Raw genomic sequence first — 14,800 nt, forward strand, 5'->3', positions numbered from 1 at the left:
TGTTCCCAAGAGACCGACAGCGTCTGAGCCCATAGGCGAAGCCACCATACAGCGCCGTTCCGGCCGCTTCCGCCGACCGACACCCATTTTCGGGCGAGCGCCCAACGTAGATGTAATGACTGACGACGCGCCGGGGTCTGACGGTGAACGCGACCTGCAGCGGCAGCTCGGCACCGAAAACCGGGCGGACGCCTTCTACGACGACAGTATGCACGAGGCGCTGACGCCGCGGATGGAGCGGTTCGTCGGCGAGCGAATCATGTTCTTCCTCGCGACGGCCGACGGCGACGGCCACACCGACTGTTCGCCCCGTCTCGGCCCGCAGGGGTTCGTCAACGTCATCGAACCCGACCGAGTTGCCTACCCCGAGTATCGCGGCAACGGCGTCCACGCCTCGCTCGGCAATATCGACGAGAACCCCCATACCAGCCTCACGTTCGTGGACTGGTGGGAGACGACCGTCGGCCTCCACATCAATGGCAAAGCCACGGTTCGGGAGGAACTCCCTGAAGCCACCGACCCCTCTGGCACCGACCGGGTGAAATGCTGGGTCGATATCGATGTCGAGGAGGCGTACATCCACTGTGCGAAACACCTGCCACAGCTTCAGATTCAGTCGTTCGACCCGCCGTGGGGTACCGACAGCGACGACGAGAAACGCAGCGGCTTCTTCTCAGAGTAGGAGCGCGGCCAGCGTCAGCGTCAGCACGGCGACGATGAGGAAGACGCTCGTGCCCATCGAAACCCGGAGGTCGAGCGTGCCGGGTTCGCCGCCGTTCGGTCGTGCCTCGGCCTCGACACCGGGGAGGCGCTGCGCCGTCGTGTAGGCGTAGCGCCGTGGGTTCGCACCGACGCGGAGCGCGCCGGAGGTGACGGCGACGGCCACGCGGTCTACGGCCGCCCACGTCTCCGTGACCGCACGGACGAGTGCGCGACCGCCGTAGAACATGGCCGGGTTGATGATGCGGTCGACGTCCGGAATCCAGGTCAGGCGCGCAAGCGTCGATTTGAGGCTGAAGAAGCCGACAAAGCCCGCGACGCCGAGAACGACGCCTTCGAGAACTAGATTCGCCGTGTAGGGGTGTGCCTCCGCCAGCAGTTCCTTGGTGTAGGGCAGCAACTCGAAGAGCGCGCCGGGGAAGAGACCGAAGGCGAGACAGAGGCCGCCGACGGTGAGCATCGAAACGGACTGGCCGGCGCGGGCGTCCTCCGGCGAGATGGTCGCTTCGCCGTGGAAGAAGACGTAGTAGCCGAGCTTGATGAACGACATGAACGTGCCGACGCCCCCGATGATGAGCAGCCACCAGAGCACGTCGTTGCCGCCGAGGGGGAGGCTCTTCGAGCCGATGGTAAAGACGTGCATCTCGTGGGCTTGCTCGATGACGATGCTCTTGCTGACGAAGCCGTTGAAGCCAGGGACGCCCGAGATAGCCGCCGCCCCGAACAGATAGGCGACGAACGTGACGGGCATCACGCGCCAGAGGCCGCCGACTTCCGTGATGTCCTCAATTCCGGTGCGGTAGATGACGACGCCGATGGCCATGAACAGGAGTGCCTTGTAGAGGATGTGGTTGAACACGTGGCCGAAGGCACCGGCGGTCGCAAGCGCTGTTCCGATGCCGATGCCGGCGATCATGTAGCCGACCTGTGAGATGATGTGATACGAGAGGAGTCGGCGCATGTCCTCCTGCAAAAGCGCCATCGACGCGCCGAAGACGGCCATCGCCCCGCCCATGTAGGCGATCCAGAGATGGCCCTCCGGGAACGCCCGGAACATCGCGTACACGCCGGTCTTGGTCGTGTACACACAGAGGAAGACGCTGGCGGCGATGTGGGGGCTCGGATAGGTATCGGGCAGCCACGTGTGGAGGCCGATGAAGCCGACGTTGACGCCGATACCGATTGCCATCAGCGCGGGCGCAATCGGGCCGACGACGCCGGTCGCCTCGCTGAAGAGGAAGGAGCCGACCTCGACGTACTGCCAGATGACCGCCGCGAGGACGAGGCTGCCGCCGATGCCGTGTGCCATCGCGTAGCGGAAGCCAGTCCGCACCGCGCGGCCGCCGTAATGCCACACCAGGAGGGTGCTGGTGACGGCCATGAGCTCCCAGAAGAACACGAGCGTCAGCCAGTCGCCGGCGAAGACGGCGCCGAGACTCGTGCCGACGTAGCCGAGTGCGGCTGCGGTCTGTTTGCCGTCGGCCTCACTGGAGTAGGCGTACAGCACGGCCGCGGCGCCGATGAAGCCGAAGATGAGGCCCATCAGCCGCGAGAAGTCGTCGACCTGATACAGAACCGTCTCGAAGCCGAACAACTGCATCGGGATGTGGGTGCCGTCGGCCACGAAAAACGAGATGACGGCCGCCCCTGCCGTCGCGAGGAAGCCCGCTCCGTGGCCGACTTTCCGTGGTGCGACAGCCGCGATGGCCGCTGCCGCGAGCACGAGCACGAACGGCGGCACCGTATCGAGCACCATCAGCCCATCACCCCCACGGTCAGCACCGTCGAAACGATATCCTCGATGAGTCGGAGGAAGACGGCGGTGTAGGGAATCAGCCCGAGCACGACCGACCCGGTCATCGCGGCCAGAATCGGCCCGAGCATGAACCAGGTGCTCTCGCCGCCGAACCAGTCGCGTCGCTCCCAACCGCCCGGCGGCGGCCCGCCGTGATGGTGGTCATCGCCCGGTGCAAGGTGCTCGTCAGCATCGCGAGCAGGGTCGTCAGCGTCGGTGTCGGCGTCCGCTTCGTCGCCTGCCTCGTTTTCGGGCATCGTGTGGTCGCTCGGATGCTGGTCGACCGCGTACTCGCCGTCGACGAGCGGCGCGGGTTCGCTGTAATCGCGTTCGACCGATTCGCCGCTGAAATCCGGCCGGCCGAGTTCCTCGGGGTCGAGGTCGTCGTCCTCGGTTTCGGTTTCCTCGGCGTCCTCGGTTTCGTCCTCGTCTTCGGGTTGCTTCTCGCCGCCGTCGGGTCGCGTAATCGTCGAGCGACCTTCACCCCCGATGGCGTGCTCGACGAGCGGCTTGGCGTCGTGGGCGTCCTCGCTCTCGAAGAACGCCTGGTAGACGACCGGCCAGAAGTACGCGATGTTGAGGACGCCGGAGACGAGCAGGGCGACGGCGAAGAGGTAGTCGCCAGTCGAGACGGTGCCGATGAGCAGGTAGAACTTGCTGACGAAGCCCGCCACAAGCGGAATGCCGGCCATACCGGCTGCCGCGACGGCGAAGGCGGCCATCGTCACGGGCATCCGCTTGCCGATGCCGGCCATCTGACTGATGTCGTCGGTGTGGGTCTCGACGTGGATGATGCCCGCACAGAAGAACAGGGTGAGCTTCATGAACGCGTGGGCGGGGATGTGCAGCAGCCCACCGGTGATCGCCTGCGGGCTGAGGATGGACAGTCCCAGCACGATGTAGGAGAGCTGGCTCACCGTTGAGTAGGCCAATCGGCGCTTGAGGTTGTCCTTCCGGAGCGCGATGACGCTCGATGCCAGCAGCGTGAACGCGGCGAAGGAGGCCAGCACGATGCCGACGCCGAGGGCGTCGACCGTCTCCGGGCCGAACACTTCGAGGATGAGCCGGGCGATACCGAAGACGCCGCTTTTGACGACTGCGACGGCGTGGAGCAGCCCCGAGACGGGCGTGGGCGCGACCATCGCGTCGGGCAACCACGAGTGAATCGGCATCAGGGCGGCCTTGACACCGAAGCCAGCCGCCAGGAGGGCGAAGGCGGCGCGGGCGAGCGTTGGGTCGGCGGTTGCGAGCCCCGCGATGCCGCCCGAGGTGAACGAGACGGTGCCGGCGAGCAGATAGACGAACACGGTGCCGGCAAGCACCGCGACGCCGCCGCCGAAGGTGTAGGTGAGATACTTGCGTCCGGCGGCGCGGGCCTCCTCGGTTTCGTCGTGGGCGACGAGCGGGTACGTCGCGACGGTCAGTATCTCGTAGAAGACGAACAGCACGAGGAGGTTCGAGGCGAAGGCGATGCCCATCGCCGCGCTGAGACTCATCGCGAACGAGGCGAAGTAGCGCGTCTGGCTGTGCTCGTCGAGGCCGCGCATGTAGCCGATGCTGTACAGCGACGTGATGATCCACAGCAAGCTTGCGAGCAGGCCGAACAGCATACCGAGCGAATCCGCCCGGAGCGCGAACGGGATATCGACGACGAACTCGCCGAGCGTCCAGACGTAGACGTCGCCGGCGAGGACGCCGGGCAGCATGCTGGCGACGATTCCGAACTTCCCGATGGCGACGGTGAGCGTGACCGCCTCCCGGAGGTTCGGCCGGCGATGCGCCGCGAGGATGGCGAGCGTTCCGACGACGGATATCAGGACGGCCGCAAGCGGCCGTGGGTCTGCGAGTTCAGTCATTGGAAAACACCTCGGAAGAAGGGGTCAAGCAGTGTTTCGAACCAGCCCGTCGCGAAGCCGAGCGCGACAACGACGATGGCGGTGAGCACGACGACCGCGAGCATGCCGACGGAGACGCCATCGACAGTGCGGGTGTCGGCAGACGGCTGCGGTTCGGCCTGGTCGCCACCGTCAGCAACCGCTCCCGCGGGCGATTCGGAAGCGTCCGGAGCGGCGAAGTAGAGCCGCTCCAGCAGTCGGGCGACGTACAGAAGCGTCAGAAGCGTGCTGAGGAAGACGATGACGGCAATCGGCCACGACTCGGCACGGACGGCGCCGACGCCGATGTACCACTTGCCGAGGAAGCCGATGGACGGCGGGACGCCGACCAGTGCGACGGCCAAGATTCCGAGTGTGGCGGCCGAAACCGGCGAGCGGTAGCCGAGTCGCGCGTAATCGCCGACGGTGCGGGCGCCGTGCGTCGAAGCGAGGATGGCCGCCGCCGCGAACAGGCCGCCCTTGATGAGTCCGTGGCCGACGAGGTGGATGACGCCGCCGAGCACCGAGGTCGGCGTTGCGAGGGCGAACGCCGCCACGACGAGGCCGAACTGCGCCACGGACGAGTAGGCGAACATCCGTTTGACCTCGGTCTGGATGGCTGCGAGGCCGCTGCCGGCGACGATGCTAATGCCGGCGAACGCGAGCAGGACGTCCTGTGCCAGCGGGACGGCCTCGAAGAACCGGACGGTGAACACCGTGAGGATGACACGGCCGATGGCGTAGGCGGCGACCGTCGAGGCCAGCGCTGAGATGAACGTTGTCACCGTGTCGGGCGCGTACGTGTAGGCGTCCGGCTGCCAGGTGTGCAGCGGGAAGATGGCGGCCTTCAGTGAGAGGCCGACGACGATGAATCCGAACGAGGCGATGACGACGCGGGAGGTGTAATTGCCGGCAAGCTGTTCGGAGAGGTCGACCATGTTCAGCGTTCCGGTGGCGATGAGCGCGTAGCCGACGCCGATGAGGAACAGCGACGCGCCGGTCGTCCCGAGGATGAGGTATTTCAGCGCCGCGATGGCCGATTTCCCCGAGCGGTCGGCTGCGACAAGCGCGTAGGTCGCAAGCCCCGTAATCTCCAGGAAGACGAACATGTTGAACAGGTCGCCCGTGACGGAGACGCCCATCAGCCCGCCAACGAGCAGGAGATAGGCGCTATAGAAGCTGTTCCGGCGTGGGCCGCCGGTGTAGGCGAACGCGAGCACGCCGAGTGACACGACGGCGATGAGCGCGATGACGGGCGCCGAGAAGCCGTCGACGACGAGTTCGATGCCCTGCGGCGCCGGGTAGCCTCCCACCTCGTGGACGAGCCGATTGCCCGCGTACACCGAGCGGACGACGACGGCCGCAAGCACCGCCTCGACGGCGGCGGCGACGATGGCGACGTACCAGCCGGTTTCGGTCGTCCGGAGGCTCAAAAGCAGCGGGACGACCGCCGCAATGATGGGCACCGCGATGAGCAGCGCGAGTATGACGTCGTGTTCAGTCATCGGCCACCTCCCGGAGGACGGCTTCGTCGAGCGTGCCGTACTCCTCGTAGATGCGGACGATAAGTGCCAAGGCGACGGCCGTGAGGCTGACGCCGACGACGATGGCCGTCAGCACGATGACGTGCGGCAGCGGGCTGACGTATGGGCCGCCGCCACCATCCGGCGGGACGATGGGCGGTGAGCCGCCCTCGACGTACGCCGAGGCGATGAAAAACAGGAAGACGGCGCTCTGGAAGAGGTTCAATCCGATGACCTTCTTGACGAGGTTCGGGCTGGCGACCATGATGTAGAGGCCGGTGACCATGAGGATGATGAACGTCACGTACGCCCAGCGGTTGACGAGCAGTTCGATCACGCTTCCTCACCTCCGTCGTCCGGGTTCGGCCCGGCGGCCGTCAGGAAGAACAGCCCGATGATGACGCCAGCGACGATGAGCGCGATGCCGCCGATTTCGACGGCCTCGATACCGAGTTTGGTCGGGTTTTGCAGCGGATACAGTTCGTACTGGAGGAAGCCGCCGCCGAGGCCGACGCTGCCGAGGCCGATGCCGGCGAACACGAAGAGGCCGAGACAGGTGACGGCCGTGACGGCCTGTTCGCCGAGCCACGTTCGGGTCGGTTCGATGCCGAACGCGAATGCGAGCATCAGGACGACGGTGCCGACAAGGGCACCGCCCTGGAAGCCACCCCCTGGCGAGTCGGCGCCGTGGAACGTGATGTAGAGCCCGAACGTGAGCACGAACGGCGTCACGACGCGAACCGTGCTCATGATGACCTCGCTTTCGGTGTACGGCTGGCGGCGGTCGGCGGTGATATCGGACTCGGCGTCGCTGTTACTCATGTGAACACCTCCCGTCGGAGAACGACGAGAACCGCGACCCCGGCGGAGAAGACGACGGTTGCCTCGCCGAAGGTGTCGAAGCCACGGTAGGCCGCAAGCACCGCGGTGACGGTGTTTTTGACGTGCGTTTCCTCGTAGGATTCGGTGAGGTAGTATCCGGTAACGGCATCGTAGGAGAGAATCGGGGATGTCGGGTCGCCGACGGCGGGCAACTCGAACAGCGTCAGGCCGAAGACGACAGCGAGCGCGCCGCAGGCGACAGCAGCGCGGGGGTCGATGCGTTCGAGATTCGGCCCCTCGCTCGGTCGGACGGTTTTCGCGATGGTCAAAAGCAGGAGGATGGTCGTCACGCCGGCGCCGATGACGGCCTCCGTGAGGCCGACGTCCGGCGCCAAAAGCAGCGTGTACAAAAGCGCCATCCCGAGGCTGTAGGCGGCGAAAACGATGATTGCCGCGAGCACGTCCCGCAGCAGCGCGGTCGTAACCGCTGTCGCGAGGACGAACACGACCAGCGTGTAGGCGACGTACTCTATCATTCGTCTTCCCTCCAGGGTTCGATACCCTCTTCGTGGGCGGCGCGGGCGACCGCGTGCGCCGCCGTCGGGTTCGTGATGAAGATGAACACGAGCAGGAGGAGGGTCTTGACGGTCGTCGTGCCGAACCCGAGCGCGAGGACGACGGCAACGAGCGTCAGGCCGGCGCCGAGGGTGTCGGTCTGGCTCGCGGTGTGAGCGCGGGCGTAGACGTCCGGCAGTCGGATGACGCCGACCGCGGAGACGAGGGTGAAGAAGACGCCACCGGCGAGGAACACGGCGATGGCGATTTCGCGTGGCGTCACGTCACATCACCCCTCCACGTTCGACGGTGAACTTCGAGATGGCCACCGCCATCAGGAAGTTCAACAGCGCGTACACCAGCGCGATATCCAGGAACGACGGGACGTCCAGCGCGGCCGACAGCAGCGCGAGAATGACGACCGTGTTCGTCCCGAGGACGTTGACCGCCAGGACGCGGTCGAGCATCGTCGGCCCGCGAATCGCGCGGTACAGCACGACGATAGCGAGGACGACGAGCGCTATCGCCGCACCGAGCAGCAGGGTGTCCATCATTCGGCGTCACCTCCCGACTCCGGTTCGGTTCCGGTGACGGTTTCGAGAATGCGGCAGTCGTCGCGCTCCCGAGGCGAGGAGATGCGGGCGGCCTCACGGCCGTAGAAGACGAACCGAACAGCGCGTTCGAGCGCGCCATCGAAGAGGCCCTCACGGGCCGGTCGGATGAGCGTATGCACCATGAAATCCTGGCCGTGGACGCGTACGGTGAGCGTGCCCGGCGTGAGCGTGATGCTGTTTGCGAGCGTCGCGACGGGCATGCCGCCCCAGACGGCCGAGCGAACCTCGGTCGTTCGGGGCTCTATCGGCAGGCTCGGATGGAGGATGACGTACGAGACGTAGAGGTTCGCGACGATGATCTCGTATGCGAGATACGGGATGAAGATGAACAGGCGGGCGACGCGACGTGCGATGGCTGTCAGCTTCATTCGGTCGCTGAACGCGATGCGGTGGAGCATCGTCGCGACGAGGAGGGCGCTGCCGGCGCCGGTCAGGAGATCGAATCGCTCCCCGCTGAAGCCGCCGAGTAGCTGATAGAACAGAAACGAGATGCCGAACAGGGCGGCAAACTGGAGCAGGCCACCGCGCCGCAGCAGGCGGCCGCGCCGAGTCGCCCGTTCGACGGGCGCTTCCTCGACAGTGAGGCCCGCAGCGACGAGCTGGGTCTCCATCGGCTGGAGCAGTGGCGCGTTGCCGCCGGGGCTGTATTCAGGGTCGATGATGACGCGTTCGAGGCTGTTGCGTCGCGCGTACTGAGAGAGCACGCGAGCGAAGTCGTCAGGGCCGAAGAGGTACTCGTCTTCGCCGATGATGGCGGTACTGGCGTCGACCGACCCATCGGAGTCTTCCTCCGCCCAGACGGCGACGCGTTCGAGTAGGGACTCCAACTCCGCCCGGACGTCGGCGCTGGCCGCGCCGATATCGCGCCAGGCGACCGGCGCGACGAAATGGAGCTCGGCCGAGGTCTCGATGGCCTCTCGAACCGCGTAGGCGACGGTTTTTCGCAGCGTCACCGACTCGCCGACCGGAACGAGGATAGCCCCGTCGTCGGTCTGGTTCGATGAGTCCTCAGGCACAGTTGGTCACTACCCCGGTATTCAGGTAGCCGCACCAAAACGGTTGTTCTTCACGGCGGTGTCCCCCACCGCCATCGGATAACGCTTAACCCGGCGCGCTTCGGAGCCCCGCGTATGACAGATGCGGCGGCGTTCGTTCCGGGCCACGTGACGGGGTTCTTCAGCGCACACCCGGACGACGATCCGACGAAAGCCGGCTCCCGCGGCGCCGGCGTCACACTCGATACGGGCGTCACGGTGCGGCTCGAACCCGGCGATAGCCTCGAACTCAACGGCGAGGTGGTCGACATCGAGGCCGTCGACCGTGTGCTGAACGCGCTCCGGGCCACCGCGAGCGTCGTCATCGAGACGGAGCTCCCGCTGGGGGCTGGCTTCGGCGTCTCCGGCGCCGCCGCTCTCGGGACAGCGCTGGCCGCAAACGAGGTGTTCAGCCGCGGCCTCTCGGAGAACGAACTCGTCACCATCGCCCATGGCGCAGAGGTGCAGGCCGGAACGGGGCTCGGCGACGTGGTCGCACAGGCCCGTGGTGGCTTCCCCATCCGGCTGGAACCGGGCGCGCCGGCCTACGGCGAACTGGACGGCATTCCCGCACGTCAACAGATCGAGTACGTCACGTTCGGCGAACTCTCGACCGAGGAGGTACTCGGTGGCGACACGGAGGCGCTCACGGTGGCCGGCAAGCAGAGCCTGTCGGCGCTCGTCGCCGAGCCGACGCTCGAGACGTTCATGCAATCCTCGCGGCGGTTCGCCCGCGAGGCCGACCTGCTGACGCCACAGCTCCGGGAGGCGATTCAGGACGTGGCGGACGCGGGCGGCGAGGCCTCGATGGCGATGCTTGGCGAAACCGTCTTCGCGCTCGACAGCGGGCTCTCCGAGGCTGGCTACGACGCCGAGCGCTGCGATGTCTGTCTCTCTGGCGCACACCTCCTGTAGGCCGACCGAACACTATGACACGAACCGTCTCGTTCACGGCGCTCGAGGAGGCCATCTTCCACCTCGACCTGGAGTTCACGCCGATGAACATCCAGGGTGAGATCGTGACGACCGAACCCATCGACCTCGACCGGCTTCGGGAGGCGACGGCAACGGCGTGTCTCACCCACCCGTTCGCGCGAGCGCGGCGCCAGCCCACCCACGAACTCGCGTCGAGCTACATGTGGGAGATTCCGGATGCCGTCGAGACCGACCCCGTCTCGGTAGCGACACTCGACGGAACCGACATGGCGTCGCTTCGAGCCGAGTTCTACGGCAATCGGTTCGACCTCACAGCGGCGCCACCGTTTCGGCTGCTCGTCGTTCGGGGTGACGGCGAGGCAGGTGGTGACCGGCTCTGCTGCTGTGTCGACCACGTCGCGGCCGACGGGGTCGGAGCGCTCAGAATCCTCCGGTCGATCTGTCAGGCGTATCGCGGGGAGACGCCCGATGGCCCCCCGATCGATTTCGAAACGTCCCGGCAGGTGATGGACGACCTCCGGCCTGAATCGCTCGGCGAACGTCTCGACCGCCTCGGTGAGGCTGCCGGTCAACTGCCGAAATCGGTCGACCCGCCAGCCCGCATCGCAGGCGAGGGCGCCACCGACGAGGATGGATGGGGGTTCGTCCACCGGCGGCTCGACGCCGAGCTCACGGATCGGCTGGTGAACGGACGCCCCGAGGAGGTATCGGTCAACGACGTCTTGCTTGCCGCGCTCCATCTCGGCATCGACCGCTGGAACGCGACCCACGGCGAATCGACGGAGACGATCAGTCTGCTGATGCCCGTGAACCTCCGGCCACGGGAGTGGTTCTACGACGTGGTCGGCATGTACACGCTGTTCGTCAGCATCTCGACGGAGGCAGACGACCGGAAGACGTCGCAGTCGGCCATCGCGGCTGTCGTCGAGCAGACCCAGCGGCTGAAGCAACGCGACCGCGCGGCGGCGTTCCAGGCGGCGCTCGATATGATTCCGCCCGGCCTCCCGGTCGGCCTGAAACGACAGTTGCCGAACCTCCTGCACGGTGCCGGGAGTCGTCTGCTCGACACCGCGGTGCTGTCGAACCTCGGACGGATTCCCGGGGCCGCACCGCGACTCCACGAGGACGACCCCGGTCGGCTGTGGCTCTCCCCGCCGTGTCGGCAGCCTATCGGCGTCGCTATCGCCGCCGCGACGGTCGAAGGGAACGTCTACCTGGGCTTTCGGCACGACCGCGAGCAGTTCGACCAGGAGGCTGCGGCGTCATTCGCCGACCTGTACGTCGAACAGCTCGAATCGGCCGTGGCCTGACGAGCGTAAAGACAGATAGGGCTGCATCTTCGAGAAGAACTGTGAACCGCCGTGCGTTCCTCTCGTCGGTCGGCCTGCTCGCCACCGTCTCCCTATCGGGGTGTAGCGCCGACGAATTCGACACCGTCGAGGATGTCGCCATCCAGGTCGACAACACCACGAACTCGCCGGTCAGCGTCGACCTCACAGTCGAGCGAAGCGGGTCGGTGACGCTCGAGGAGACGGTCGCGGTCGACGCCGACGAGACCGAGTACGCGAACCCCCGGATACCCGAGGCCGGTGAGTACGAACTCCGTGCCGCGGTCGACGATGAGCGGACGACGACTCGCACGGTCAGTGTCACGTCGTCGGATGTCCAGGTGGGCCGAAACATCGCCGTCATCATCTCCGAGACCGATGTCCGGGTGCTGAAAGAGGAGATCGCAGATTCGGCCGGAGCGGGAGCCTTTTAGGCGACGGTCGCCGACCGATTCGTATGACCGGCCCGGATATTCCGGAGTCACACCCTCGGTACGAGTCGCTGCTGACGCGACACCGCATCGAGGAGGGCGTCGACCTCGGCATCACCTCGAGACAGGGACTCATCGCTCAAGGACGCGGCGAGGCGTTCGATTACCTCCTCGGCGAGGAGACCCTCCCGAGCGCCGACGAGGCCGAACGCGTGGCAGCGGCGTCTCTCCTCCGTGCCGACCACGCCGTGCTCTCGGTGAACGGCAACGTCGCGGCGCTGGCGCCCGGCGAGCTGGTCGAACTCGCCGAAGCGACGGGTGCCGACCTCGAAGTGAACCTCTTCAACCGCACCGAAGCGCGGATGGAACGCATCGCTGACCACCTCCGCGAGCACGGCGCCGAGGCGGTGAAGGGACTGGACGCCGACGGCCGAATTCCCGGGCTCGACCACGAGCGCGCGAAGGTCGACGCCGACGGCATCGGCGATGCGGATGTCGTTCTTGTTCCGCTGGAGGACGGCGACCGTGCCGAGGCGCTCGCCGAGATGGGCAAGACCGAACTCGTGGTCGATTTGAACCCGCTCTCGCGGTCGGCCCAGAGCGCGACGGTGCCCATCATCGACAACCTGATTCGTGCGGTGCCGAACATGACCGCTCACGCCCGCGAGCTGGCCGACGCGGACGACGAGGAACTCGATGCGATTATCGAGCGGTTCGACGCTGAGACGGCGCTCGCGGCGGCCGAGCGGGCGATTCGAGAGCCCGACGACGCCGATGACTCGTAATCCACCGCCCGTACCTGTCGACCTGCCGAAAGGCGTCTTGCGCGCGTCTGACGTAGTGTTTTGTGTGTCGGGGAAGTAACGTATCCCATGGCTAGCCTCACGGAGGTTTATCAGGGAGGCAACGGGACGGGCCTCCGGCGGCTGTATGCCGGCGTCGCGCTCTTCGGGGTTGGCTCGGTCGTACTCGTTGCGGGTATCGCCATCGCGGCCACCGAACTCGGCCAGCTGTTCGGTCTCGGGCTGTTCGAGGCGCGCCGCGTCGCCGGCGTCCTCGGTGGCCTCGGCCTGCCGGCGTTACTCATCGGCACGATGACCGTCCTGCCGCGCGCCCAGCGCACGGTTCGGGTCGCGGCTGCCGCCGGCGCACTCGTCTGCGTCGTCGGCGTCGTGCTTTTCCAGAGTGCGTACCCGGTCGATTGGGTCGGCGGCTCCGGCAACGCCAACATGACGCTCGTCGTCACTGGCGTGTACTTCACCGGCGCTATCGTCACTTGCTGGTGTCTGTTCGCCTCGGTCGCGAATTTCAAGGCGCGCAACGACCCTGGCGGCACCGTCACACTCGAAATCACGAAGGGTGGCGAAACGAAGATCGTCGAGGTTTCCGACGACGATCTCCGTGGCCGCCTCGGCGGTATCGGCCTGCTCGGCAGCACGCCCGACGGCGATGTCGAGACCCAGACGAACCGCAACGCCGGTTCCGGCCAATCGCGCCAGACGACACAACAGGCGCCACAGAACACGTCCGTCGACGCCAGCCCCGGCGTCACCGACGGCGGGTCGACGAGCGCGTCGCTGAACACACCCGGTACGCAGACGTCCAGCCCACAGACGACCGACGACGCCGAGTTCCTCGACGACGAGCCCGCGACGCCGGCTGGCGACACCTACTGCGGCAACTGCGCGCATTTCCGCTACGTCCGCACCGACGACGGCATGGTGCCGTACTGCGGCCTCAACAGCGAACCCATGGACGATATGGACGCCTGCGAGGAGTGGACGCCGAATAACTAAGCGAGCGTTTCTGCGACCCGTTCCCAGTGGCTGCCTTTCCAGAACAGTTGTCCACACGACGCACAGCGCCAGCAGTCCGTTTCGGCGGGGTCTGGTGCGTAGTCGGGCGTGTCGGCGTCTTCGGGCACCGCTTCGAGCGGCCCGTTGCACCGTCCGCAGTGTGAGGGTTCAGCGGCGAGTTCGAGCCGTACGTCGGCGGCCTCGAGTTCTGCGAGCTGCCCCTCGATGTCGCGTTTGGTCAGTAATATCGCGTCCTCGGTGCGGTCGGCAAGCGCCTCATCGCGAGTGAGGAGGCTGCGACCTTCCGCTTCGGCCTCCCGGCGAATCTCGTCGTCAGCCTCGATGCCTCGGTCGCCGGCGTAGGCGGCGTCGTAGCCGCACATCCGGAGGTAGACGGCGAGCTTGCCACACATCACGTCGAGGAGAAACCGGTCGGTTTCGGGCCGAACCGCCATCCGTTACAGTCCGAGGAACTCTCGGACGCCGTCGGCGCCCCGGCAGTTGAGCACGTCTTCGGGCTCGACCCAGCCGCGACGGGCGGTGTGGACGCCGAACCGGATGTACTCGTAAGCGCCGGGCCGGTGAGCGTCGGTGTTGATGCTGATGGTCGCGCCCGCTTCGATGGCGACTTTGACGTTGCTGGAGCGGAGGTCGAGCCGGTGTGGGTCGGAGTTGATCTCCAGTGCTGTCCCGTTCTCGGCGGCCGCCTCGGCGACCCGCTCCATGTCGATATCGTGGCCGGGGCGCTGGTTCAGCATCCGGCCCGTGGGATGGCCGATGATATCTACCTCGGGATGTTCGATAGCCGTGATGATGCGGTCGGTGCCGTCGCCGTCGAGGTCGCTGTGTGGTGAGGCGACCACACAATCCAACTCGGCGAGCACGTCGTCGCCGACCGAGATACCGCCCTCACTGTCGATGTTTGCCTCGACGCCGGCAAAGACGTCGATGTCGGCGGTTTCCGCGACCGACCGAATCTCACCGAGCTGTTCGCGGAGTTCCTCGTCACTTAGCCCGACGCCGCCGACCATTCCGGGCCCGGTGGCGTGGTCGGCGAGGCCGATGTAATCGTGGCCGAACGATGCGCCCGCCTCGACCATCTCCTCGATGGTCGGGTCGCCGTCCGACCACTCCGTGTGGAGGTGCAGGTCGCCGCGGACGTCCTCGAGCGTGAGGAGGTCGGGGAGGCGTCCCTCCGCCGCCGCGGCGACCTCCCCGCGGTTCTCGCGGAGCTCGGGCGCCGGCCACTCCATGTCGAGGGCCTCGTACACTTCCTCCTCGGTTTCGCCGGCGACGCGCTGGCCGACGCGCTGGCCCGCGTCCGTGTCCTCGACGTCGCTCACGTCGAAGACACCGTACTCGTTGACCTTCA

The 14,800-nt window shown here is 66.6% G+C and carries 17 protein-coding genes; 6 read left to right on the forward strand and 11 right to left on the reverse strand.

Features of this window, described 5'->3' with window-relative positions:
- Window positions 1-115: 115 nt before the first annotated feature.
- Window positions 116-682, forward strand: a complete 567-nt coding sequence (locus tag ACI8UR_RS10645; protein WP_411716223.1) for a pyridoxamine 5'-phosphate oxidase family protein — start codon at window positions 116-118, stop codon at window positions 680-682.
- On the opposite strand, the gene ACI8UR_RS10650 is transcribed toward ACI8UR_RS10645, so the two are convergent.
- Genes ACI8UR_RS10650 through ACI8UR_RS10690 form a run of 9 tightly spaced genes read right to left on the reverse strand, consistent with a single transcriptional unit; the run spans window position 674 to window position 8,919 of the window.
- Window positions 674-2,479 (reverse strand): Na(+)/H(+) antiporter subunit D, encoded by a 1,806-nt coding sequence (locus tag ACI8UR_RS10650; RefSeq protein WP_415087862.1) that lies wholly within the window; start codon window positions 2,477-2,479, stop codon window positions 674-676. The genes ACI8UR_RS10645 and ACI8UR_RS10650 overlap by 9 nt on opposite strands.
- The gene (locus tag ACI8UR_RS10655) at window positions 2,476-4,371 is read right to left on the reverse strand and encodes a cation:proton antiporter (RefSeq protein ID WP_415087858.1); all 1,896 of its coding nucleotides are present in this window, start codon (window positions 4,369-4,371) and stop codon (window positions 2,476-2,478) included. Before ACI8UR_RS10655 ends, ACI8UR_RS10650 begins: the two co-directional genes overlap by 4 nt.
- The gene (locus ACI8UR_RS10660) at window positions 4,368-5,894 is read right to left on the reverse strand and encodes a monovalent cation/H+ antiporter subunit D family protein (protein ID WP_415087859.1); all 1,527 of its coding nucleotides are present in this window, start codon (window positions 5,892-5,894) and stop codon (window positions 4,368-4,370) included. Before ACI8UR_RS10660 ends, ACI8UR_RS10655 begins: the two co-directional genes overlap by 4 nt.
- Entirely contained in the window at window positions 5,887-6,249 is a 363-nt protein-coding gene (locus ACI8UR_RS10665) for a cation:proton antiporter subunit C (protein ID WP_411715402.1), read from the reverse strand. The genes ACI8UR_RS10660 and ACI8UR_RS10665 overlap by 8 nt, the downstream gene beginning before the upstream one ends.
- On the reverse strand, window positions 6,246-6,734 hold the full coding sequence (locus ACI8UR_RS10670; protein ID WP_411715401.1) for an MnhB domain-containing protein: 489 nt from the start codon (window positions 6,732-6,734) through the stop codon (window positions 6,246-6,248). The genes ACI8UR_RS10665 and ACI8UR_RS10670 overlap by 4 nt, the downstream gene beginning before the upstream one ends.
- Window positions 6,731-7,267: a DUF4040 domain-containing protein gene (locus tag ACI8UR_RS10675; protein ID WP_411715403.1), complete on the reverse strand. Its 537-nt coding sequence runs from the start codon at window positions 7,265-7,267 to the stop codon at window positions 6,731-6,733. The genes ACI8UR_RS10670 and ACI8UR_RS10675 overlap by 4 nt, the downstream gene beginning before the upstream one ends.
- Window positions 7,267-7,572, reverse strand: a complete 306-nt coding sequence (mnhG, locus tag ACI8UR_RS10680; protein ID WP_411715400.1) for a monovalent cation/H(+) antiporter subunit G — start codon at window positions 7,570-7,572, stop codon at window positions 7,267-7,269. The genes ACI8UR_RS10675 and mnhG overlap by 1 nt, the downstream gene beginning before the upstream one ends.
- 1 nt (window position 7,573) lies before the next feature.
- Complete coding sequence (locus ACI8UR_RS10685; protein WP_411715399.1) at window positions 7,574-7,843, reverse strand: cation:proton antiporter; 270 nt, start codon at window positions 7,841-7,843, stop codon at window positions 7,574-7,576.
- On the reverse strand, window positions 7,840-8,919 hold the full coding sequence (locus ACI8UR_RS10690; RefSeq protein ID WP_411715398.1) for a monovalent cation/H+ antiporter subunit E: 1,080 nt from the start codon (window positions 8,917-8,919) through the stop codon (window positions 7,840-7,842). The genes ACI8UR_RS10685 and ACI8UR_RS10690 overlap by 4 nt, the downstream gene beginning before the upstream one ends.
- A gap of 114 nt (window positions 8,920-9,033) precedes the next feature.
- On the opposite strand from ACI8UR_RS10690, the gene ACI8UR_RS10695 reads away from it, so the two are divergent.
- From ACI8UR_RS10695 to ACI8UR_RS10715, 5 genes are all read left to right on the forward strand, one after another.
- Window positions 9,034-9,852 carry a pantoate kinase gene (locus ACI8UR_RS10695; RefSeq protein WP_411715397.1) on the forward strand — a complete coding sequence of 273 codons (819 nt, stop codon included), beginning with the start codon at window positions 9,034-9,036 and terminating at the stop codon, window positions 9,850-9,852.
- A gap of 14 nt (window positions 9,853-9,866) precedes the next feature.
- A complete protein-coding gene (locus tag ACI8UR_RS10700) occupies window positions 9,867-11,183 on the forward strand; it encodes a condensation domain-containing protein (protein ID WP_415087860.1) in 1,317 nt (438 codons plus the stop codon).
- A gap of 41 nt (window positions 11,184-11,224) precedes the next feature.
- Window positions 11,225-11,635: a hypothetical protein gene (locus ACI8UR_RS10705; RefSeq protein WP_411715395.1), complete on the forward strand. Its 411-nt coding sequence runs from the start codon at window positions 11,225-11,227 to the stop codon at window positions 11,633-11,635.
- Between the two features lie 23 nt (window positions 11,636-11,658).
- Window positions 11,659-12,417: a 4-phosphopantoate--beta-alanine ligase gene (locus ACI8UR_RS10710; protein ID WP_411715394.1), complete on the forward strand. Its 759-nt coding sequence runs from the start codon at window positions 11,659-11,661 to the stop codon at window positions 12,415-12,417.
- 87 nt (window positions 12,418-12,504) lie between these two features.
- The gene (locus tag ACI8UR_RS10715) at window positions 12,505-13,428 is read left to right on the forward strand and encodes a hypothetical protein (protein ID WP_411715393.1); all 924 of its coding nucleotides are present in this window, start codon (window positions 12,505-12,507) and stop codon (window positions 13,426-13,428) included.
- On the opposite strand, the gene ACI8UR_RS10720 is transcribed toward ACI8UR_RS10715, so the two are convergent.
- Both ACI8UR_RS10720 and ACI8UR_RS10725 read right to left on the reverse strand, forming a co-directional pair.
- On the reverse strand, window positions 13,425-13,883 hold the full coding sequence (locus tag ACI8UR_RS10720) for a Mut7-C RNAse domain-containing protein (RefSeq protein WP_411715392.1): 459 nt from the start codon (window positions 13,881-13,883) through the stop codon (window positions 13,425-13,427). The genes ACI8UR_RS10715 and ACI8UR_RS10720 overlap by 4 nt on opposite strands.
- A 3-nt stretch (window positions 13,884-13,886) precedes the next feature.
- The coding region (locus ACI8UR_RS10725; RefSeq protein WP_415087861.1) for a PHP domain-containing protein at window positions 13,887-14,800 on the reverse strand (914 nt) is incomplete at its 5' end.

Origin of the sequence: Natronomonas sp. (assembly GCF_047616845.1) — an archaeon.
Classification (GTDB): Archaea; Halobacteriota; Halobacteria; order Halobacteriales; family Haloarculaceae; genus Natronomonas.